This is a genomic window from Mesorhizobium sp. M1348, from assembly GCF_040317925.1.
In the GTDB taxonomy this organism is placed as follows: Bacteria; Pseudomonadota; Alphaproteobacteria; order Rhizobiales; family Rhizobiaceae; genus Mesorhizobium.
In genome coordinates this window covers 185,525-204,690 of record NZ_JAMYLH010000005.1, presented here as the reverse complement: position 1 = coordinate 204,690, position 19,166 = coordinate 185,525, and the positions used below count along the sequence as shown (strand labels likewise).

Sequence of the window (19,166 nt, the reverse complement as noted above, 5' to 3'; positions counted from 1 at the left end):
CACGCCTCGGTCGCGAAATCCTTGGAGCCTGGCTGCCATGAAGCGCGCGAACAGGGCTCGATCCATAGGCAGGATCTGCATGACGCCGGTCATTGCACCCGTCATTTGAAGGCTGGATGGACAAGATGCGCCGCATTTCGGTACCTCAGGTCGACGTTGCCATTTCGCGCAAGCGGACATAGCGGCCAGCGAAGCCCAAGTCGTGGTTGCGCCAGAAACGGTCCTTCCCAGGTGGGACAGCCAAAGGCGTGTCACTATACAATTGCGGTCATTCGCATTGGCCGATTTCTGGCGACGATTGTGCTGTATCCATCCTCGCTTGCGAGCAGCGGATCGGCCGTCCACTGAATGAGTCATCGCTTCCCGTATCGCCGCTGCCCCGGCGTCGATCTTCTTCTCGAACACCGTCATGTCGAGCTGACTGCCGTTCGGGATCGCGCTTCGCCGGCCAAAAGCCTTCCGAACTCTCAGCCGGCCTTCACTTGCGTCAGGTGACCTTTCGACGGCGGATGCTTTTCCGCTCTAAACCAATTCGTCGGTGAAAGTGGGAGCACTATTTACGTGGGCGGGCTTTGGGCAGAATATGAGGGGTGGGAGGAAGCATTCGGAATCCCTGAATAAATGCGCCCGAACGGCTTCCGACCGTTGGTTGCAAGGGAGGAAAATCATGAAACGCATTTTCTCGCTCGCGGCGTGTGCCGCGGCGTTATCGCTCGGCGTATCGAACGCCTACGCACAATCGGGCGGCGTCGATAAGGCGGTCGGCGGCTACAGCTTCGAAGAAGCCGCAAAGGAGGCCCCCGGTACCAAGGACTTCCATTCGGCCGATGGTCACCTCACTTTCGCTATCGTGACACACACTGCCGGCAATGGCTTCTTCGATCCGGTCTACGTCGGCGCGACCGTCGCCGGCAACCTGATCGGCGCCAAGATCCTGCTGCTCGGCTCGGAATCGCCGACCGACGACCCTGCCCGCGAGATCGAAATCCTGAACCAGATCGTGCAGGATCCGACGATCGACGGGCTGATCATGACAACGCCCCAGGTCGGCGCCTATAACGACATCGTCAAGGCCGCCGAGGCGAAGGGCATACCAGTCGCCACGACCAATTCCTTTGACGGCACGATCCTCAACCGCAGCGGCATCGGCCACACCGGCCAGGACGCCTCCGCTGCCGCAATCGCCGGCGAGGCGCTCGTCAAGTGCCTCGCGGACAAGGATATCGAGAAGGGTTCGATCGTCCTGCCGTCGTCGACCGCAATGGGCAACATCGAGGTGAACAATCGCGTCACTTCGGCTTTCAACGCCATCGTCAAGGGCTTGAAGGATGCCGGCAAGCTTGATGCCTTCAAGGTCGACGCGGGTCCGGAGAACACCGGTATCGACACCAATCCGAATGATCCGGTGAACGGCATCGTGACGCTGTTCGAATCGCGCGGCGATGTCGTTGGCGCCTTCGCCGGCAACAACGTGTTCACGCCGGCGCTTGCCAAGGCCGTCGCTCAGACCGGAATGACCGGCAAGATCTGCGCCTACGGTTTCGACCTCGGTCCGGCCCAGCAGGATGCGATGAAGAGCGGCGATCTGACCGGCGCGCTCGGGCAGCAGCCCTTCTTGCAGGGCTTCTGGCCGGTCATGCAGCTCTATCTGGAGATCGATCGAGGCATCGCGGCGGCCAACCTCGACACACGCGCCCAACTCGTGACGAAGGAGACCGTCGAGGACGTCGGCAAGCGCTTCGAGAACTGAGTCCGCTCGGAACGTCTGAAATCACTGCGGGAGGGCGCAGGCTCTCCCGCAATGCGGCAGCAGGAAATCGACCAGAAGAGACCATGGCGCTTACCGCGACCACATCGCTCGGCCGTGCGCCGTCCCAGATTGTCGGCGGCTGGGAGGTGGGGCTCGTTGCCTTGCTTTTGCTGCTCTATCTCGGCGGCGCTCTCGTCAATCCCGCGTTCTTCGGGTCAACAGGAGCGTTTCACTCGCTGCTCCGCGACACCTCGCGGGTTGCCATCATCGCGGTCGGAGTGACCTTCGTCATCGTCAACAAGGACCTCGACCTTTCGGTCGGTTCGACTTACGGCCTAGTCGCCGTCGTCTTCGCCAGGCTGTTCGCGCCGAACTTCCTTGACCTCGGCGTCGTCACGTCGGTAATCCCCTGCGTCCTTCTCGGCACGCTGATCGGGCTGGTCAACGGCGTGCTCGTCACCATCTTGAAAGTGCCGGCGTTCATCGCCACTCTGACTGTCCTCTTCATCGGCCGCGGCTTCGTGCTGGCGCTCACTCACGGCCAGGCGATCTACTACCCTGCCAAGGCGACCGGCTATCCGGTTTTTTTTCACCTCGGCGAGACTAACCTCCTCGGCTTCAACAACCAGATCGTGATCTTCCTCGTTGTCGCCGTGACCGGCGCCTATGTGCTTGCCAAGACGCGCTGGGGCTACGAGACCTTCGCCACCGGCGGCAACGAGCAGGCGGCGTCCTATGCCGGCATCCCGACCAACTGGGTGCGCATCCGAGCCTTTCTGATCTCCTCGCTCTGCGCGGCGCTAGCCGGCTTGATGTCAGCCGCCCAAGACAAGGGCGTGACGCCCCTCTACGGCGTCAGCGGTGAGCTGACCGTCATTGCCGCCGTGATCATCGGCGGCGCCTCGATCCTCGGCGGCCGCGGTCGGGTCGCCGGATCCTGCCTTGGCGCCCTGCTGGTGGTGCTGCTCGACAAGGTGTTGCGCGAGGGCTGGCCGATCACGCGCATCATCAAGATCGGCGACGAGGAGATCACGGTCAACGCCGTTTTCTCGCTACCGGTCGGCGCGGTGCCGGTGTTCCTCGGGCTGCTGCTCGTCGTCGCGGTGCTCATCGAGCCCTATCTCATCCGCCGCCAGGTGGCAGGGCGCCTCTGGGCCTGGCTCCGCGGCCGGCCGCCGCCACCGGCCTACGAGATCGGCGGCATCGCGATCGAGGGGGTGCAGACCAAGGGCGCGATGGTGACCGACATGGCGCTGTCGGCCACCGGGTTCGGCAAGTTCCTCGCCCGGCGCGACGCGCTCGCCATCATCCTGACCGCGCTCCTGTGGCTGACCGGCCTCGCGCTCCGGCCGGACTACTGGTGGAACCTGTCCAACAGCTTCGCGATCTTGCTCAACTACACCGAGCTTGCGCTGATCACCATCGGGCTCACCTACGTCATCGCCGCCGGCGATATCGACCTCTCCGTCGGGGCGGTGCTCGCCCTCGCCGGCAGCACCGCCGCCTATTTCCTCAAGGTCCTTGGCGCCGACCCCGTGACCGCCGTGGCTATGGGCCTGCTCGCGGGCATGTGCGCCGGCCTCGTCAACGCGATCGTCACCGTCGGCTTCAAGCTGCCGGCCTTCATCGCCACGCTCGGCATGTTCTACATCGCCCGCGGCCTCGCCGCCTGGTTCGTCGCCGGGCAGCAGCTCACCGGCTGGCCCGAGGGCTACAACCTGCTTGGCCGCAAGGTGAACGACATCCTGCTGCACTACCGCATCTCGCTGCCGGACGGGCTCCTGCGCTCGATCGCCGAGGTGGTGAGCGTCCAGACCATCTGGATGCTGTTCGTCGCCCTCATTGCCGGCGTCGTGCTCGCCTACATGCCGTTCGGGCAGAAGGTCTATGCGACCGGCGGCAACATTCGCGCCACCGCTTATGCCGGGATCAACACCAACCGGGTGCGGTTCCTCGCGCTCATGCTGGCGGCGCTCTGCGCGACAATGGCCGGGATCATCAACGTCGCCTACTTCCGCAGCTTCAACCCGGTGGCTGGCCAGTTCCGCGAGCTCGACGCCATCGCCTCGGTAATCATCGGCGGCGGTTCGATCTTCGGCGGCTACGGCACCGTGATCGGGGCGCTCGCCGGGGCGGCGGTGATCACCCTGATCCGGGCGCTGCTGCAGCTCAACGTCCAGGGCTTCGCCATGCCGCAGCACTGGATCAACGTCTTCATCGGCGGCATCCTGATCGTGGCGGTGCTGATTGACATCTGGGTGCGCCAGGCCAACATCCTCGGCCGCCTGCGGGCGCGCCTCGCGCGGCGCACAAGAACGGCGGAAACCACCCATGCGTGACGCGACGAGGCCTGCACCGATCGTAGAAATGCGGGGCATCGAAAAAGCCTTCGGTGCGGTGCAGGCGCTCCGCAACGTCGACCTCGTGCTCTATCCCGGCGAGATCCTGGGCCTCGTCGGCGACAACTCGGCCGGCAAGTCGACGCTGATGAAGATCCTGACCGGCGCCTACCAGCGCGACGCCGGCGGCGAGGTCTTCGTCGCCGGGCAGCCGGTGCACTTCAAGAGCCCGCACGAAAGCCGCGACGCCGGCATCGAGATGATCTACCAGGATTTCGCTCTTTGCGGGAATATGGATGTCGGTCAGAATATCTTTCTTGGCCGTTGGCCGCTCAAGGGCCTTTTCGTCAATCGGCGGAAAATGTACGCGGAAGCCGACAGCGTGCTGAAGCGGCTCAAGGTCGACGTGAACTCCGTCTATCAAAAGGTCGAGAGCCTGTCGGGCGGCCGCCAGCAATCTGTGGCGATTGCCCGCGCTATCTCCTTCCAGCCGCGCGTGGTGATCCTCGACGAGCCGACCGCCAATCTCTCAGTGATGGCGACCGAGCGGCTGCTCGAGACCATGCTGGAGCTGAAAAAGCAGGGCGTTGCCCAGATCATCATCTCCCACCGCCTCGTCGACATCTTCGCTGTGGGCGACCGCGTGATGGTGCTGAAGCGCGGCGAGAACGTCGGCGATCGCTACGTCAGGAACACCGACGAGCACGAGGTCCTGGAGATTATTGTCTCCGGCACGCGAGCGCGCGCCCTTACGGCAGATGAAGCGTCGCCAAGCAAGATTTAACCGATCAGGACCAACGTCTCCGGGTGTGGCTGTCAAACGGCCCTTTCACAGCGGACGTTTCCCGCCAGGAAGCACGCACCGGATATGCAACCGCATAATGAAGGCCAGCCTTCGCTAAACTCGGTTCATCTCCCCTATGGCGCGCTTTCCGGCTCGAATGGCAGCTTCCACCCTTGTGCAGATCCTGCACCGTGACCTCAAGAAGGTCGTCACCGGGTCAGATCCAGACCATCTGTGTGCGGAGATGAATGTCCGTTTTGACAGTCCTCGCGGCGAAAGCTGCCATTCCGCTGTCGGCCCGTAGCGGAAATCTCTGCGGCTATCGGGTTCGTCGTTCGTTAAGCACAAACTGCGCCAAATCTCCATACGGAGCGGAATAGATGATGTATCGCAAATACGCGTTGCACCCGAAGGACAAATTAGTCCTGAAAAAAGATGCGATATCGCAGAACAAGTTGAAGTTACTTCTGGATCTAGACCATTCTCACAATATATTTACCGGCTCCCCTCGGTCCGCAGAGCTGTCCCTCTGAAATCATGACAGTGCCGCCCACGACGACCGTAGTCGGCCAACCGCTCACTTCCAAACCTTCATAGGGCGAATAGTCCGACCCATCATGTAACTCGCCGTGACGTATGGTTTTGCGCATGCTGGGGTCCCAGATCTCAATGTCAGCGTCTTTGCCCACCGCAATTGAGCCTTTATGTTTCAATCCAAAACCGTCCCGGTCTAACCGGGGCGGTTTTTGCGGCAACTCGATTTGGGCGAACTGCTCGCCGCCTCAACCTGGGCCAGGCGACCAGTCGCAGCCGCATCGCTGGCATTTCGTGGATTACCCAGCTTTTCGCCACGCTGCTTCCGGGCTGCCAGTTCGGCCCGAATCCGTTCGGAAATTTTCCGGCGCTCCTTCCTGGCCAGTGCGGTGTAGAGGTGCAGCATGAAGGGTCGGCGTCGGCCCCGAGTTCTGCGACGATGAACGACACGTTAGGCCATCAAGTCGGCAATAAACGCGACGTCGCGCGCGAGGCGGTCGAGCTTGGCCACGAGGACCGGACATTTCTGCCGGTTGAGGTCTTCGATCGAGGGCATGGGCAAAGCCCGGCGGATATCGACTATCCGCCGGGCGAGCCGCCCTTCAGTGGTGATGGGCGGAAACGCTCTTGACGTATTCGGACACAAGTTCCCTCGGCGCCGACTGACCGACGTCGCCGACGCTGAGGATGCCGACCATCCGCATACTCTTGTTGATCACCGGCAACCTGCGGATTTTCAGTTCCTCCATGTGCCGCATGGCCTTGGCCAGATCGTCGTCTTCGCGGCAGCAGTGAATGCCGGTCGTCATGACATCGCGCGCCGTCGCGGTGCGGCTGTCGAAACCGTCCTCCGCCAGTCCTTTGCAGACAATGTCGCGGTCGGTCACCATTCCGATCAGCCGGTCGTTCTCTCCGATGGGAATCGAACCGATATCCTCGGCTCGCATCAATTTCGCAAGTTCGGTGACAGCGGTTTCGGGGCTGACCCAGTCGACACCCTTGTGCATTGCGTCTTTGACTTTCATGGCGGACCTCCCTTTCTGGGGTTGGTGCATGTCCCTCTGTCTCATGTTACCGCGGACAGGATTTTCTGGAAACATCAAAAGGCTCTCCGACACAGAACCGGTGGAGCATCGACGAGTACGTTGAGTGCGTATCGATCGCCTTTCTCTTCGAATGGTCCAGCCGCTATTTTCTTCGGCACCCTCCGGCTCCCGACTGCGCGCCGCGGCATCGTGCTTGGCGCCAGTTTCATTGGCCTGGAAGTTGCCGCGGCCCTGCGCTCGCGCGATATCGAAGTTCATGTCGTGGCGCCGGATAACGGCCCATGGAGCGGTCCCGGAATGAGAGGCATGCGAGTGCCCCAGGTTCCGTTTCCGCCAGCGATTGCGGGCGCCGCCCTGCCTTCAGCGCTCGGTTGCCGTAGGGGAAGAAATTCATGGTGCAGCGCACAAAAACATTGCTATTGGGTTGTGTCGGTTTCATAATGAACGAGGCGTTTTTGGGGGTATCCACTGAAGGATGGAAACTATGTCCACCACTGAAAAAACCGCTGATGCCATTGAAGGCACCGCCCTACCGACCTTCGATCCGTCCAAGGTAACGGCCGAGTTCCGCGCTGCCGCTGAAAAGGGCGTCGAACAGTCGAAAGAAGTTTTTACCAAATTCAAGGCCGGCTCTGAAAACGCCCAGAAGGCTCTCGAGTCGAGCTTCGAAACCGCCAAAGCCGTTGGCAGCGATCTGTCGCTGAAGACAATTGCCGTTCTGCGCGCCAATACTGAAGCCGCCTTCTCGCACTTCGAAGCCCTAATTGCCGTTAAGTCGCCTTCCGAATTCGTTGAACTGCAGACCGCCTTCGTTCGCAAGCAGGTTGAAACGGCCGTCGAGCAGTCCAAGGAACTCCAGGCCATCACGACCAAAGCCGTCGAGGACGTATCCAAGCCGATCAAGTCCGCCTTCGAGAAGGCGATCAAGGAACTCAAAGTCGCCTAGCTTTTTCTTGGGCGGAGCCTTGGTCGCCGAGGCATCGGCGAAGGGGCAGGGGTAAGTGCGAGTAGGTCGGAAAGAGTCGCCACCGCGAGGCCAGTGCAGGAATGCCGCAGGCTTTGTACGTTTGAGTGGTCGCACGTCCGTTATTTGAACTTGTCGTTTTTCCCGACAAGGCTGAACGAGTTCAACCGATCAAGCTCGCGACTTTCCGAATAGCACGCCTTGCTATCCTTTTCTGCGACTGGTCGGTTTGATGGCTTCTCTGGTCTCCTGCATGAGCACATCTTGGAACACATGGACCAAGATCATGAACTCGGCAGGCTTGAAGGAGGCTACCCATCCTGCGGACTGCTATTCTCCGAGCCAACATGGCGGACGCTATTCTTGACTCGTTGCGAGCGCCACCCGCAATGGTGGTGAAATCCCCAAGACGGGTCTTGCGCCAGGCGCCTGACAGAGCGATTCTGCGCCTTGCAAGCGCTCTCGCGCGCCAGGCGGCCCGCGAAGATCACGCACGTGAACAGGCCGAGAAAATACATCATGAATCGAGCCGCGATCTACGCACGCTTCTCAACCGATCTTCAGAATGAACGATCTATAGACGATCAACTCGCGTTGTGCCGAACATACGCCGAGCGCGAGGGTCTGAACATTGTCGCAACGTTTGACGACCGAGCTCGCTCTGGCGGGTCCGTTATGGGCCGTGATGGTTTGCTCCACCTCATGGACAAAGCTCGTGAGCACGAATTTGATGTGCTGGTCGTAGAGGCGCTTGACCGGCTCTCTCGCGACATGGAAGACCTCGCCGGCATTCACAAGCGCCTTTCATTTCTTGGCGTCGAAATTCGTGCCGTCCACGAGGGCGTGGTGAACACAGTTTTGGTCGGGCTTCGCGGTCTTGTTGGGCAACTCTATCGAGAGGACAATGCTCACAAAGTTCGGCGGGGCCAAGCCGGCCGGATCAACAAGGGGCTCCACGCGGGTGGAATAACCTACGGCTACACTTACGTGCTAGGAGATCCTGGGAAGCGGCTGATCGCAGAGGACGAAGCGGAGATCGTGCGTCGTATCTTCAGGGAATACGTCGACGGACAGACCCCGCGCGACATCGCTCACAAACTCAACAGAGACCGCATACCGCCACCTCGTGGTCGAGCCTGGAATGCCTCTACCATCAATGGAAACGCGCAGAGAGGGACGGGGCTGCTTCAGAATGAACTCTATGTCGGCCGGTTGATTTGGAACAGGGTCCGAATGGTCAAGGACCCTGATAGTGGGAAGCGTGTCTCGCGCCCGAATCCTAAGAGCGAATGGCGAACAATCGAAGTTCCCGATCTCGCCATTGTTTCGCCCGACCTGTTCGAGGCGGCACGGGAGAGGAAAAAGGCTCGCGCAATCACCCATCCAAGCCATCAGCGCCGACCACGGCATATGTTGTCGGGGCTCCTTAGGTGCGGCGCTTGTGGAGCGGGAATGTCGTCAAACGGCAAGGACAAGTCCCGGCGTATTCGCATCCGTTGCTCGGCCGCCACGGAAAGCGGAACATGCCCTGATCCTAAAACCTTTTATTTGGATACAGTCGAGACCGCGGTTCTAAATGGGCTTACCGCCGAGTTGCGTCATCCTGAAGTAATTGCCCACTACGTCCAGACGTATCAAAAAGAACGGAGGCGCCTGGCAGCCGAAACCGATGCGCGGCGCACTCGTTTGGAGCGAAGGCTTGGAGAATTATCTCGGGAGATCGAGCGGCTGGTCAACGGCATCGCCAAGGGCCATGGCGACCCAGCCGTATTGGGACCGCAATCAACGACGCTCAATGAAGAGCGCAAGTGCATTGTGGCTGAGCTGGATCAGGCGCCCGCGGCGACCGGCGTGATCGCGCTGCATCCTGCAGAGCTGGCACGCTACGAGGAACAAGTAAACCAACTTCGAGCAGGGCTTGCCAACGGCCTTGAGGCAGGCGATCCCGAGTCCGCAGAGGCGATGCGGGAGTTGATCGACACCGTTACTGTGTTTCGAGATCCTTCGAGGATCGGCGGAATCGAAGTCGAAATCGCCGGACGTCTAACGGCACTCTTGGGCGAGAATGCCTTCCCCAACGGCGTCAAAGGAGTGTGGGGAAAGGTGGTAGCGGGAGAGGGACTTGAACCCCCGACCCCAGGATTATGATTCCCGTGCTCTAACCAACTGAGCTACCCCGCCAGGGCGGCGAAGGCCCGAAATCCAGCTTAAATCGGCAGGCATATCGGCGCGTTCGCCAAGGTCGCGCGGATATAAGGTTGCGAGGCCAAGCCTGTCAAGCATCGAAGTGGCTGCCGAGCCGGCATATTGCTGGCGCCTAAAGCTTTGCCGGGCAGACATTTGGGCGCACAGGCCGGGGTTGAGTTCAGCGAGGCACGTCGCTATGTCTCGGCCACGAAAGCCATGGTCAGGAATTGATGAAACCGCGCATTGCAGTCCTCGGTTGCGGATACTGGGGCAGCAACCACATCCGCACCCTCAAGGCGCTCGGCGCGCTGCACGCGGTTTCGGATGTCAACCCTGCGCGTGCGGAGGGTTTTGCCAGCGAGCAGGATTGCCTGGCGATCGAGCCGGAGGCGCTGTTTGCCCGCGACGATGTCGACGCCATTGTCATGGCGCTGCCGCCGCAGTTCCATGCCGACATGGCGGTGCGCGCCGTGCTCGGCGGCAAGGACGTGCTGGTGGAGAAGCCGATCGCGCTGACGGTGGCCGATGCCGAGCGCTCGGTGCAGGCGGCCGCCGATAATGGCCGTGTCTTCATGGTCGGCCACGTGCTGCGCTTCCATCCCGCCTTCGAGACGCTGAAGGCGCTGATCGACAATGGCGAGCTCGGCGAGGTCCGCTACATCCATTCGCATCGGCTCGGCCTCGGCAAGTTCCACACCGAAAACGACGCGCTATGGGATCTGGCGCCGCACGATCTGTCGATGATCCTGGCCATCACCGGCACCGAGCCGGTCGAGGTGCGCGGCGAAGGCGCTGCTCTTCTCGACAATCTCAGCGACTTTGCGCATCTGCACATGCGCTTTCCCAACGGCCTGCGCGGCCATCTGTTCGCCTCGCGGCTCAACCCTTACCGCGAGCGGCGGCTGACCGTGGTCGGCACCAAGGCGATGGCCGTGTTCGACGACGTCGAGCCGTGGGAGCGCAAGCTTGCCGTCTACCGCCACGCGGTGTGGCAGGACAGCGGCCAATGGGCGTTCACCGCCAACGAGCCGTCCTATGTGGCCGTCGGCGAGGGCATGCCGCTGACGCGCGAGCTCGAGCATTTCATCCACTGCATCGAGACACGGGCCGAACCGCGCACCAGCGGCGAGGAAGCCATCAGGGTGCTGCGCATCCTGACCGCCGGCACCGTCGCCCACACCAGGCCCTAAGCGAAAACGCCGTCTATTCGGCGGGAACCCGCGCCGGCTGGACGGCAAGCCGCGTCAGCATCGCCTCGGCTTCGGCGCCGCGCTCGGAGCGCTCGATGAAGCCGCCGCCGAACACACGCGCCTCGTTGCCATCGTCGGAATAGAGCACGCAAGCCTGACCGGGCGCGATGCCGGATTCGCCGTCGACCAGCTCCACCGAAGTGACACCGGCGCGGTGATGCAGCACGGCCGGCCGCGGCGGCCGCGTCGAGCGCACCTTGGCAAAAAGCTCAAGCCCGGTCGCCGGGATATCGGCCAGCGGGCCATCGCCCAGCCAGTTCATGTTGCGCAAGAAGATCTTGTGGGTCTCCAGCGCCTCGCGCGGGCCGACCACGACGCGGGCCCGGTCGGCGTCGAGATGAACGACGTAGAGCGGCTCGCCCGAGGCGATGCCGATGCCGCGGCGCTGACCGACGGTGTAGCGCAAAATGCCCTCGTGGCGGCCAAGCACGCGCCCGTCTATATGGACGATGTCGCCCGGATTGGCGGCAGCCGGCTTCAGCTTGGCGATGATGTCGGAATACTTGCCCTGCGGCACGAAGCAGATGTCCTGGCTGTCCTGCTTGGCAGCAACCGTCAGCCCCATCTCCTCGGCGATAGCGCGAACCTCAGGCTTCGACAGGCCGCCGAGCGGAAAACGCAGATAGTCGATCTGCGCCTGGGTGGTGGCGAACAGGAAGTAGCTCTGGTCGCGGTCGGCGTCGACCGGCCGGTAAAGCGCGCGGTGGGCGCCATTGGCGCCGGAACGGATGTAGTGGCCGGTCGCTAGCGCGTCGGCACCGAGTTCCTTGGCGGTCGCGAGAAGGTCGGCGAATTTCACCGTCTGATTGCAGGAAACGCAAGGGATCGGCGTTTCGCCGGCGACATAGCTCTCGGCGAACGGGTCGATCACTGCCTTGCGGAAGCGTTCCTCGTAATCGAGGACGTAATGCGGGATACCGAGCGTCTCGGAGACGCGGCGGGCATCGTCGATGTCCTGGCCGGCGCAGCATGAGCCGGCCCGGTGCGTTGCCGCGCCGTGGTCGTAAAGCTGCAGCGTGACGCCGACGACGTCGTAGCCCTCGCGCTTCAGGAGACCGGCAACGACCGACGAATCGACACCGCCCGACATGGCGACGACGACACGGGTGTTTTCTGGGCGTCCGGGAAGATCGAGGCTATTCATGGTTCTTTCGTTCTGCGCGGCGCTTCAATGCCAATGGCGGGAATATAGGTCAAGCGTCCCGGCTGCGCCAGCTTTGCCGGGCCGGCTCATTTTTCCGGGCGGGTTCAACGCGCTTGCCGGCAGATGTCTCAAATGCCGATGAAAAGACTAACGCCGCGTTCATGATCCTTACCTAACCATTAGGGTCTGCTTAGGCAAATTTTAAAGCTGTGGCGGTAATGTGGTGGGGATTGGGTCTTTGAGTTTTTTGTAGAGAGTACGATGACCGATCTAATTAGACCGCGAGTCAAATATGTTATCGGGCCAGACGGCAGCCCACTTACCATCGCCGATCTGCCGCCGACAAACACACGTCGCTGGGTTATCCGGCGCAAGGCGGAAGTTGTGGCGGCGGTGCGTGGGGGGCTTTTGAGCCTCGAAGAGGCGTGCCAGCGCTACAAGCTCACCACCGAGGAATTCCTGTCCTGGCAAGCGTCGATCGACGAATACGGCCTTGCCGGGCTGCGCACCACGCGCATCCAGCAATACCGCCATTAGGCCGGTAAGGGCGCCGATCCGCGCCCTTACGTTTGCGAGGGGCGACGATCTGCAATTTCAGACCGTCAGCACCACCTTGCCGATCGGCCTGGTGGCGAGGAAGGCATGGGCGGCACCTGCCTGTTCGAGCGGAAACGCCTTTGCCACGTGGACGGCCAGCTTTTTCGCGTCGATCAATTTGCCGAGCTCCACCAGAGCGGCACGGTCGGGCACTACGGACATGCGCTCGACGCGGATGCCTCGCGTCCTGGCCTTTGCTTTGGTGACATCGCTGACATCGAGCAGCGATACCAGAACGCCGCCGGCCTTGAGCACTTCCAGCGATTGCTCCGCATGCTCGCCGCCGAACGGGTCCAGAACCAGATCGATGTCGCGGGCCTTCCCGGTGAAATCATCCCTTGTGTAGTCGATCACCTCGTCGGCGCCGAGCGAGCGGACGAAATCGAGCTTTTCCGGGCTGGCGGTTGCGACGACGTAAGCGCCGTGCGCCTTGGCGATCTGCACCGCCAGATGGCCGACGCCGCCGGCTCCGGCGTGGATCAGCACGCGCTTGCCAGGTTCGAGCCGGCCATGGCGGACAAGGCCTTGCCAGGCCGTCAGGCCGGCCAGCGGCAGCGCGGCGGCTTGCGCGTGATCTATGCCTTCAGGTTTCGGCGCAAGCTCATCAGCCGGGACAGCGGCGAGTTCGGCGTAAGCTGCCGCCTGTTTGGGAAAGCGCGTCATGCCGAAGACGGCATCGCCGACCTTGAGGCCGGAGACGCCGGAGCCCAGCGCCTCGACAATTCCCGAAACGTCCCAGCCAAGGACAAAAGGCGGCTCACCAAGCAGCGGATAGTGGCCGCCGCGCACTGCGCCGTCGACCGGATTGATGCCGGCCGCCTCGATGCGGACGAGCACTTCGCCAGCCTGGGGTGATGGCGCGGGGCGATCGGCAATGACGAGGACGTCGGGTCCGCCGAAGGAATTCTGGATAATGGCACGCATGGAGGCTCTCCTGCTGGTTTGATATGCCACTATCATTTGGATAGTTACATTCTATTGTCTAGTATGTACCTTTATGATATATACGCACCTCATGGATAGCGATGATTGTTTCCCTTCTGGTTATGACGCGTTCCGACGGACGTGCCCGTCGCACGCCGTGCTTGAGACGCTCGCCAGCAAATGGGTCTACCTGGTGATCTGTGCGTTGCGCCAGGGCCGGCTCCGCAATGGCGAATTGGCGCGCAAGCTCGAAGGCATCACGCCGAAAATGCTGACGCAGACGCTGCGTATCCTGGAACGCGACGGTCTGGTCCGGCGCGAGGTTTTCCCGGTCATTCCGCCGCGGGTCGAATATGAGCTGACCGAACTTGGCCAGAACCTGGCAGGACTGCTCAATCAGATCAGAGCCTGGTCGGAGCAGCATGTGCCCGACATCAAGAATGCGCGCGCGCGGGCGGCGGAACAGCAGGAAGATCTGGGTGCCTGAGGCGGGCACGGTTCGGTGCGCAGCAATGGCGCTCAAGCGCGGCGCGCGTTAAAGCCTTGTTTTCAGCCGATCATGGCGCTGCGGCCGCCGGCTTCCGTGTCACGCGCCTTGGTGTCGCGCGATTCCAGCATCTCGGCCTTGGAAAGCTCCGCTTCGGCTTCGCTAAGCAATGATTCGGCGACATTTCGCTGCTGGGCGAGGTCGCTTTGCGAATTTCTGAGGTTGTCGCGGCGCAGACGTGCCGCCTTGGCGAAGGTCGGATAGGCAAAATGATTGATGTCGGTGATGCCGGCCTTCTTCTCCTCGGCGGCGATCTGAAGTTCCAGCTCGACGGCCATGCGCTCGAATTCGGCGATCATCATGTCGAGCTGCAGCAGCTGCCGCCGCTTCTCGCTCACCTGAAATTGCTTCAGCCGAACGAGGTTTTCACGTGACTTCATGATTCGGTACTCCCGGAAACGCACACCTGCACATATCGTCCAATTCACCCGGCAAGGCCCAGGCTTGACCCGTTTCCACCGGCTTTCCCGGAACTATGGGAAACAAACTCCTAAAGTTTTTTGCCGGCGGTAACCATTCGTTTACGGGCATTGTTAATCATACGGCTCAGGACTTAAGGGCGGGTAAAAATTCTGCGTCTCGTCGCGAAACCCAGCCAACGAGTCTGAAGAGTCACTTAGTCTGGCTTGTTAATGTGTCGTATTAACGGTTTGGGTCTGTGATTCGTTATTGGATTCAATAAGGTGTAGAAAGGGGTTAAAAAATCTGATACCGTCACGGACGGGGAATTAGGTTTTATTAACCATTCGATGGCAGCCTCTGCTCAGGCAATCACTGCTCCGGTCCTGGACGGGTCGTGAAATGGTCCGGCAGCAGAAAAGGGGAATGAAATGCGCGTTCTGCTGATAGAAGACGACAGTGCAACCGCACAAAGCATCGAGCTGATGCTGAAATCAGAAAGTTTCAATGTCTATACGACCGACCTTGGTGAAGAGGGCGTCGATCTAGGCAAGCTTTATGATTACGACATCATTCTCCTCGACCTCAATCTGCCCGACATGTCGGGCTACGAAGTGTTAAGAACACTTCGCCTTTCCAAGGTGAAGACGCCGATCCTCATCCTCTCCGGCATGGCCGGCATCGAGGACAAGGTGCGCGGCCTCGGCTTCGGCGCCGACGATTACATGACCAAGCCCTTCCACAAGGACGAACTGGTCGCCCGCATCCACGCCATCGTGCGGCGTTCCAAGGGCCATGCCCAGTCGGTCATCACCACCGGCGACCTGGTGGTGAATCTCGATGCCAAGACCGTTGAAGTCGGTGGCCAGCGCGTGCATCTGACCGGCAAGGAATATCAGATGCTGGAGCTGCTCTCGCTGCGCAAGGGCACCACGCTGACCAAGGAAATGTTCCTCAACCATCTCTATGGCGGCATGGATGAGCCGGAGCTGAAGATCATCGACGTCTTCATCTGCAAGCTCCGCAAGAAGCTCGACGCCGCGTCGGGCGGGCAGAATTACATAGAGACCGTCTGGGGCCGCGGCTATGTGCTGCGCGAGCCTGAAGATATCCGGGTCAGCGCCTGAACCAAGCGCATGATCCCAAAGTGGGCGCCGGTTTTTCGGAAAAGAACCTGGTAAAACAACGAGATAGAGCTCATCCGACTTTCATCGGAATGGAACAGGCTCTGATCAGGCGGCAATCTTCAAGGCGCGGAAGCACTCGAGCAGTTGCGGCCTGTTGAACGGCTTCAGTAGGTAGCCCTGGGCGCCGGCGCGCTTTGCCCGCATGATCGCCCCGACGTCGACCTCGACCAGCGAAATCAAAACTTGCGGCAATACCGGGCTTTCCATGGCGCGCACGCGGCGGATGAGATCCTGCGCCTGCATGTCCGGCAAGGCACCGTCGACGACGATGATATCAGGCATGTCGGCCGCGCACATCTCGATCGCCTCATGGCCGCTGGCGGCTTCGATCACCATCATGCCGGAACCGCCCAGGATACGCCTTGCAACCTTCCTGATGACGCTCGAATTGTCGACGAACATGCAGCGTTTCATTTCCGGACCCTCTTTGCCATGTGGCGAACCGGCAGCGTCGTGGCATCTGCCGGGGAACATAGGCCGATCTGGTAAAGAAGCCGAAAAGCCGTTAGGTAAAATTTTCCTGAAGGTGTTTTAAGCGAAATCTTCTTTCGCAATGCTTCACGCAATCAATCTGCAAGCCGGTCCCACAGATGTTAAGACGACGCCGCAAATATGATTTGGAGAAAATACTTTCCCGGCTCTTAGCAGAACTTCAGACTGCAGAAAGGACGATCTCGTCGGCGGTCGCATGGATCGAAATCGTCATGTTGGCTTCGCGGGCCAGGAGCAGCGTGTAATAGGGCTGCACCGAATGCGCGTCGATCGGCTCTTCCGGCCTGTGGCCGGAATGCAATTCCAGGAATTTGGGCGGCACGCGCAGCATCGGGCCGCTCGCCGCGAGCGCAAAGCGCGGCTCGGTCTCGAGGTTCTCCAGCGTGACCACCAGCCTGCCGCCGCGCGGAATGGCGGCGTTGGCGACGAGGATGAGGTTGAGCAGCAGCTTGACCTTGTTCTTGGGCAACAGTGCGCGGGTTCCGTTCCAGATCAGTTCCGGCTTCTCGTTCTTCAGGAAGGCGATGGCCACGGCCTCGGCGTCCCCGGTGTCGATCAGCATGCCGGCGGAACCGGCGGCGCCGAAGGCGATGCGGGCGAATTGCAGGCGGGCGGAGGCGTTTTTGGCGCTTTGGCGGATCAGCTTCATGGCGTCTTCGTCGGCGCCGCCTTCGTCGAGCAGCTCAAGTCCGTTGTTTATGGCGCCGACCGGCGAAATGATGTCGTGGCAGACCCGGCTGCACAGCAGCGCTGCCAGGTCGGGTGCGGAAAGGGTGAAAAGCTCGGCCATCGGCAAAAATCCCTGCAAATTTCACAACACAATGACCGGGCGATCATGATCACGCCTGTCCACACGAATCACGCTCTCTCCCAAGCATTCTGAATACACAGCGCCTGTGCGTGCAGCAACAAATCCAAAATCATGATTGTCGAAAATGGTGTGTTCACGCAGCAGGGTGCTGCGCGGGCGATGCGAAACAGCCTTCGAACCGCCATCTTCATGTGAGAGTTTAATGGTTGAAAAAGGATTACGGCATAGTTTGCCCCTAACAGTCATCCTTAACGGCCGCCAAAGAGCCGTACGGGTGCGAGGCGTCGGCGAAAGTGCTCCCTGACGGAGATTGGAAGCATGGTTTCCCGATTCTACGACCGGACTTTTTTCCGTGTCATCTCAATGACGATCGCCCTCATCGGCCTTGTCGCCTTTTCGGCATCGGCCGCGCGGGCCGACGAATACACCGCACAGGAGATCGTCGATTCCGGTCATAAATTCTTCGGCGCGACATCGGGCGGGCTCGCCACCGTCGTCGAGAAGATTTTCGCCACCTATGGCCTGCCGAACGGCTATCTGCTCGGCGAAGAGGGGTCCGGGGCGCTGATCGGTGGCCTGACCTATGGCGAAGGCACGCTCTACACCAAGAATGCCGGCGATCACAAAGTGTTCTGGCAAGGCCCGTCGCTCGGCTGGGATTTCGGCGGCGAGGGCTCGCGCGTCATGATGCTGGTCTACAATCTCGACGATGTGAGCAGCCTCTATAACCGTTTTGGCGGCGTCGCCGGCTCCGCCTATGTCGTCGCCGGCGTTGGCTTCAATGTGCTGAAGAACAACAATGTGCTGCTCGTACCGATTCGTACCGGCGTCGGCGCCCGTCTCGGCGTGAATCTCGGCTACCTCAAGCTCACCCAGCGCGCGACCTGGAATCCGTTCTGACCTGCATGATGGCGCCACTGCGATTGGACCTGTGATCCCACGGTCTGAGCTTTGCCGCGGCATACTCTTGCCGTGGCGCCGGATTTCCGTCATGCGAAGATGGCAAAGTCGACCTTTGGCGGTTGCCATGCACAACGGATAGTCATCTTGGTCCAGTCGATCCTGTTCTTTGTCCTCGGCTTTCTCTGCGCGGGCTTTCTGGCGCTGATGATTGCCCCGGCCGTGTGGCGGCGGGCGGTGGCGCTGACGCGCAAGCGCGTCGAGGGCTCGATGCCGTTGACGCTGGCCGAGATCCAGGCGGACAAGGATCGCATTCGCGCCGAGTTCGCCGTTTCGGTGCGCCGGCTTGAAATGACCGTCAAGTCATTGCGCGAGAAGGCCGCCGAGCAGCTGGTCGAGATCGGCCGCGACCGCGAAGCCCTGAAGGAATTGGCGGCCGAGCGGCAGGACAAGAACCGGGTCGTCGCCGACCTCACAACCAGAGGCGAGGAGCTTCGCAAGCGCGACGAGCAGCTGCAGCAGCTGTCGGAGCGGCTTGCGGAGACCGAGCGCGCGCTCGAAAAGCGCGGGCTCGAACTGCGAAAACTGGAGCACATGTATGACGACGCCAGTTTTTCGTCCAGCAGCCGGCAGATCGAGCTGGTGGCGCGCGAATCCGAGCTGCAGAAGCTGGCGAGCGACATTTCGCTGCTGCGCGGCCAGCGCAAGGAGGCGGACAGGCGCAGCCAGGAATTGGCAGCCGAAAGCAAGGCTTTGCGGGACGCGCTGAAGGCCGAGAAGAAAAGAACCGGCGACCTGGAAAAGAAGGTCGAACGCCTGCTCGCCACGCTGGCCGATCGCGAGGACAGGCTGGAGCGCCGCGAGAAGGAACTGGTGCGCCTTCGCGAAAAGCCGAAAGGCGCTGAAAGGGCGCCTGCGGTGGGCCTTGCCGGCGTGCCAGGCAGTCAGGTCAATGTGGCCGCCAACGGCGACATCGAAAAGGCAACCGCCAAGCTCGATGCCGAGCGCGAGCGGCTGGAGGCCAGGCTGACATCGCTGGCACGCGAGAACAGGAGGCTGAAGACAGATCTTGCTGCCGTCGAAACATCGAAATCACAGGCCGGAGACGATACCGGCAGCGCCAGCGCCGCATTGCGCGAAGAGATGAACGATCTGGCGGCGCAAGTCGTGGCCTTGACGGCAAAGCTCGACGGGCCGGATTCGCCGATCGCCCGGGCGCTTGCAGCGCCTGAGGATACGCGGCCGGGGAGCGGCGGACGCAGCCTTGCCGATCGCGTGCGGGCGCTGCAGAAGGCCGCTTCGACCGACTGA

The 19,166-nt window shown here is 61.3% G+C and carries 20 protein-coding genes, 1 tRNA gene and 1 pseudogene; 12 read left to right on the top strand and 10 right to left on the bottom strand.

Annotated elements, in window-relative coordinates; all coding sequences use genetic code 11:
• The first annotated feature begins 667 nt into the window (after positions 1–667).
• The 3 genes from NKH13_RS11785 (at position 668) to NKH13_RS11775 (ending at position 4,873) form a co-directional block, all read left to right on the top strand.
• Complete coding sequence (locus NKH13_RS11785) at positions 668–1,750, top strand: substrate-binding domain-containing protein (RefSeq protein ID WP_352912582.1); 1,083 nt, start codon at positions 668–670, stop codon at positions 1,748–1,750.
• 83 nt (positions 1,751–1,833) lie between these two features.
• The gene (locus NKH13_RS11780; protein WP_352912581.1) at positions 1,834–4,089 is read left to right on the top strand and encodes an ABC transporter permease; all 2,256 of its coding nucleotides are present in this window, start codon (positions 1,834–1,836) and stop codon (positions 4,087–4,089) included.
• Positions 4,082–4,873, top strand: coding sequence for an ATP-binding cassette domain-containing protein (locus NKH13_RS11775; RefSeq protein WP_352912580.1), 792 nt, complete (start codon positions 4,082–4,084; stop codon positions 4,871–4,873). Before NKH13_RS11780 ends, NKH13_RS11775 begins: the two co-directional genes overlap by 8 nt.
• A gap of 473 nt (positions 4,874–5,346) precedes the next feature.
• Here NKH13_RS11775 and NKH13_RS11770 read toward each other — a convergent pair whose 3' ends face one another.
• The 3 genes from NKH13_RS11770 to NKH13_RS11760 form a co-directional block, all read right to left on the bottom strand.
• Positions 5,347–5,562, bottom strand: a complete 216-nt coding sequence (locus tag NKH13_RS11770; RefSeq protein ID WP_502914564.1) for a hypothetical protein — start codon at positions 5,560–5,562, stop codon at positions 5,347–5,349.
• Between the two features lie 41 nt (positions 5,563–5,603).
• Positions 5,604–5,813: a recombinase family protein gene (locus NKH13_RS11765; RefSeq protein WP_352912578.1), complete on the bottom strand. Its 210-nt coding sequence runs from the start codon at positions 5,811–5,813 to the stop codon at positions 5,604–5,606.
• A 196-nt stretch (positions 5,814–6,009) separates the two neighbouring features.
• Positions 6,010–6,432, bottom strand: a complete 423-nt coding sequence (locus NKH13_RS11760; protein WP_125007292.1) for a CBS domain-containing protein — start codon at positions 6,430–6,432, stop codon at positions 6,010–6,012.
• 192 nt (positions 6,433–6,624) lie between these two features.
• On the opposite strand from NKH13_RS11760, the pseudogene NKH13_RS11755 reads away from it, so the two are divergent.
• From NKH13_RS11755 to NKH13_RS11745, 3 genes and pseudogenes are all read left to right on the top strand, one after another.
• Positions 6,625–6,753: pseudogene (locus tag NKH13_RS11755) on the top strand (NAD-binding protein); the annotation flags it as partial.
• Between the two features lie 184 nt (positions 6,754–6,937).
• A complete protein-coding gene (locus NKH13_RS11750) occupies positions 6,938–7,399 on the top strand; it encodes a phasin (protein ID WP_352912577.1) in 462 nt (153 codons plus the stop codon).
• Between the two features lie 537 nt (positions 7,400–7,936).
• The gene (locus tag NKH13_RS11745) at positions 7,937–9,565 is read left to right on the top strand and encodes a recombinase family protein (RefSeq protein WP_352912631.1); all 1,629 of its coding nucleotides are present in this window, start codon (positions 7,937–7,939) and stop codon (positions 9,563–9,565) included.
• Here the strand turns inward: NKH13_RS11745 and NKH13_RS11740 are convergent.
• Positions 9,522–9,598: transfer RNA gene (locus NKH13_RS11740), tRNA-Met, on the bottom strand. The two genes, NKH13_RS11745 and NKH13_RS11740, sit on opposite strands and share 44 nt — an antisense overlap.
• A 236-nt stretch (positions 9,599–9,834) precedes the next feature.
• Between NKH13_RS11740 and NKH13_RS11735 the strand changes: the two genes are divergently transcribed.
• The gene (locus NKH13_RS11735; RefSeq protein WP_352466761.1) at positions 9,835–10,794 is read left to right on the top strand and encodes a Gfo/Idh/MocA family protein; all 960 of its coding nucleotides are present in this window, start codon (positions 9,835–9,837) and stop codon (positions 10,792–10,794) included.
• A 13-nt stretch (positions 10,795–10,807) separates the two neighbouring features.
• Here NKH13_RS11735 and mnmA read toward each other — a convergent pair whose 3' ends face one another.
• On the bottom strand, positions 10,808–11,998 hold the full coding sequence (gene mnmA / locus NKH13_RS11730; RefSeq protein WP_352912576.1) for a tRNA 2-thiouridine(34) synthase MnmA: 1,191 nt from the start codon (positions 11,996–11,998) through the stop codon (positions 10,808–10,810).
• A gap of 261 nt (positions 11,999–12,259) precedes the next feature.
• On the opposite strand from mnmA, the gene sciP reads away from it, so the two are divergent.
• Positions 12,260–12,535 carry a CtrA inhibitor SciP gene (gene sciP, locus NKH13_RS11725; protein ID WP_023679563.1) on the top strand — a complete coding sequence of 92 codons (276 nt, stop codon included), beginning with the start codon at positions 12,260–12,262 and terminating at the stop codon, positions 12,533–12,535.
• A gap of 57 nt (positions 12,536–12,592) precedes the next feature.
• On the opposite strand, the gene NKH13_RS11720 is transcribed toward sciP, so the two are convergent.
• Positions 12,593–13,519, bottom strand: coding sequence for an NADP-dependent oxidoreductase (locus NKH13_RS11720; RefSeq protein ID WP_352713317.1), 927 nt, complete (start codon positions 13,517–13,519; stop codon positions 12,593–12,595).
• A gap of 91 nt (positions 13,520–13,610) precedes the next feature.
• Here NKH13_RS11720 and NKH13_RS11715 point away from each other — a divergent pair, with 91 nt between their 5' ends.
• Complete coding sequence (locus NKH13_RS11715; RefSeq protein WP_352466764.1) at positions 13,611–14,006, top strand: winged helix-turn-helix transcriptional regulator; 396 nt, start codon at positions 13,611–13,613, stop codon at positions 14,004–14,006.
• A 62-nt stretch (positions 14,007–14,068) separates the two neighbouring features.
• On the opposite strand, the gene NKH13_RS11710 is transcribed toward NKH13_RS11715, so the two are convergent.
• Positions 14,069–14,446, bottom strand: coding sequence for a flagellar export protein FliJ (locus NKH13_RS11710; RefSeq protein ID WP_023719275.1), 378 nt, complete (start codon positions 14,444–14,446; stop codon positions 14,069–14,071).
• A gap of 450 nt (positions 14,447–14,896) precedes the next feature.
• On the opposite strand from NKH13_RS11710, the gene ctrA reads away from it, so the two are divergent.
• On the top strand, positions 14,897–15,592 hold the full coding sequence (gene ctrA / locus NKH13_RS11705; RefSeq protein ID WP_006203583.1) for a response regulator transcription factor CtrA: 696 nt from the start codon (positions 14,897–14,899) through the stop codon (positions 15,590–15,592).
• A gap of 105 nt (positions 15,593–15,697) precedes the next feature.
• On the opposite strand, the gene NKH13_RS11700 is transcribed toward ctrA, so the two are convergent.
• The 3 genes from NKH13_RS11700 to NKH13_RS11690 form a co-directional block, all read right to left on the bottom strand.
• The gene (locus NKH13_RS11700; RefSeq protein ID WP_352466765.1) at positions 15,698–16,066 is read right to left on the bottom strand and encodes a response regulator; all 369 of its coding nucleotides are present in this window, start codon (positions 16,064–16,066) and stop codon (positions 15,698–15,700) included.
• Between the two features lie 238 nt (positions 16,067–16,304).
• A complete protein-coding gene (gene chpT / locus NKH13_RS11695) occupies positions 16,305–16,934 on the bottom strand; it encodes a histidine phosphotransferase ChpT (protein WP_023679558.1) in 630 nt (209 codons plus the stop codon).
• Between the two features lie 21 nt (positions 16,935–16,955).
• Positions 16,956–17,201 carry a hypothetical protein gene (locus tag NKH13_RS11690; RefSeq protein WP_352912575.1) on the bottom strand — a complete coding sequence of 82 codons (246 nt, stop codon included), beginning with the start codon at positions 17,199–17,201 and terminating at the stop codon, positions 16,956–16,958.
• Positions 17,202–17,318: 117 nt separating this feature from the next.
• On the opposite strand from NKH13_RS11690, the gene NKH13_RS11685 reads away from it, so the two are divergent.
• Entirely contained in the window at positions 17,319–17,855 is a 537-nt protein-coding gene (locus NKH13_RS11685; protein WP_292660010.1) for a DUF1134 domain-containing protein, read from the top strand.
• 147 nt (positions 17,856–18,002) lie between these two features.
• Positions 18,003–19,166, top strand: a complete 1,164-nt coding sequence (locus NKH13_RS11680) for a coiled-coil domain-containing protein (protein WP_352912574.1) — start codon at positions 18,003–18,005, stop codon at positions 19,164–19,166.

What these genes read in the sequence shown, in the direction of transcription:
- NKH13_RS11745 (WP_352912631.1), top strand. Translation starts at nt 7,937, where the DNA reads ATGAATCGAGCCGCGATCTACGCACGCTTCTCAACCGATCTTCAGAAT.
- NKH13_RS11785 (WP_352912582.1), top strand. Translation starts at nt 668, where the DNA reads ATGAAACGCATTTTCTCGCTCGCGGCGTGTGCCGCGGCGTTATCGCTC.
- NKH13_RS11760 (WP_125007292.1), bottom strand. Translation starts at nt 6,432, where the DNA reads ATGAAAGTCAAAGACGCAATGCACAAGGGTGTCGACTGGGTCAGCCCC.
- NKH13_RS11700 (WP_352466765.1), bottom strand. Translation starts at nt 16,066, where the DNA reads ATGAAACGCTGCATGTTCGTCGACAATTCGAGCGTCATCAGGAAGGTT.
- NKH13_RS11750 (WP_352912577.1), top strand. Translation starts at nt 6,938, where the DNA reads ATGTCCACCACTGAAAAAACCGCTGATGCCATTGAAGGCACCGCCCTA.
- NKH13_RS11715 (WP_352466764.1), top strand. Translation starts at nt 13,611, where the DNA reads ATGGATAGCGATGATTGTTTCCCTTCTGGTTATGACGCGTTCCGACGG.
- sciP (WP_023679563.1), top strand. Translation starts at nt 12,260, where the DNA reads ATGACCGATCTAATTAGACCGCGAGTCAAATATGTTATCGGGCCAGAC.
- ctrA (WP_006203583.1), top strand. Translation starts at nt 14,897, where the DNA reads ATGCGCGTTCTGCTGATAGAAGACGACAGTGCAACCGCACAAAGCATC.
- NKH13_RS11775 (WP_352912580.1), top strand. Translation starts at nt 4,082, where the DNA reads ATGCGTGACGCGACGAGGCCTGCACCGATCGTAGAAATGCGGGGCATC.
- NKH13_RS11735 (WP_352466761.1), top strand. Translation starts at nt 9,835, where the DNA reads ATGAAACCGCGCATTGCAGTCCTCGGTTGCGGATACTGGGGCAGCAAC.
- NKH13_RS11690 (WP_352912575.1), bottom strand. Translation starts at nt 17,201, where the DNA reads ATGACTGTTAGGGGCAAACTATGCCGTAATCCTTTTTCAACCATTAAA.
- NKH13_RS11765 (WP_352912578.1), bottom strand. Translation starts at nt 5,813, where the DNA reads ATGCTGCACCTCTACACCGCACTGGCCAGGAAGGAGCGCCGGAAAATT.
- NKH13_RS11780 (WP_352912581.1), top strand. Translation starts at nt 1,834, where the DNA reads ATGGCGCTTACCGCGACCACATCGCTCGGCCGTGCGCCGTCCCAGATT.
- mnmA (WP_352912576.1), bottom strand. Translation starts at nt 11,998, where the DNA reads ATGAATAGCCTCGATCTTCCCGGACGCCCAGAAAACACCCGTGTCGTC.
- NKH13_RS11720 (WP_352713317.1), bottom strand. Translation starts at nt 13,519, where the DNA reads ATGCGTGCCATTATCCAGAATTCCTTCGGCGGACCCGACGTCCTCGTC.
- chpT (WP_023679558.1), bottom strand. Translation starts at nt 16,934, where the DNA reads ATGGCCGAGCTTTTCACCCTTTCCGCACCCGACCTGGCAGCGCTGCTG.
- NKH13_RS11685 (WP_292660010.1), top strand. Translation starts at nt 17,319, where the DNA reads ATGACGATCGCCCTCATCGGCCTTGTCGCCTTTTCGGCATCGGCCGCG.
- NKH13_RS11710 (WP_023719275.1), bottom strand. Translation starts at nt 14,446, where the DNA reads ATGAAGTCACGTGAAAACCTCGTTCGGCTGAAGCAATTTCAGGTGAGC.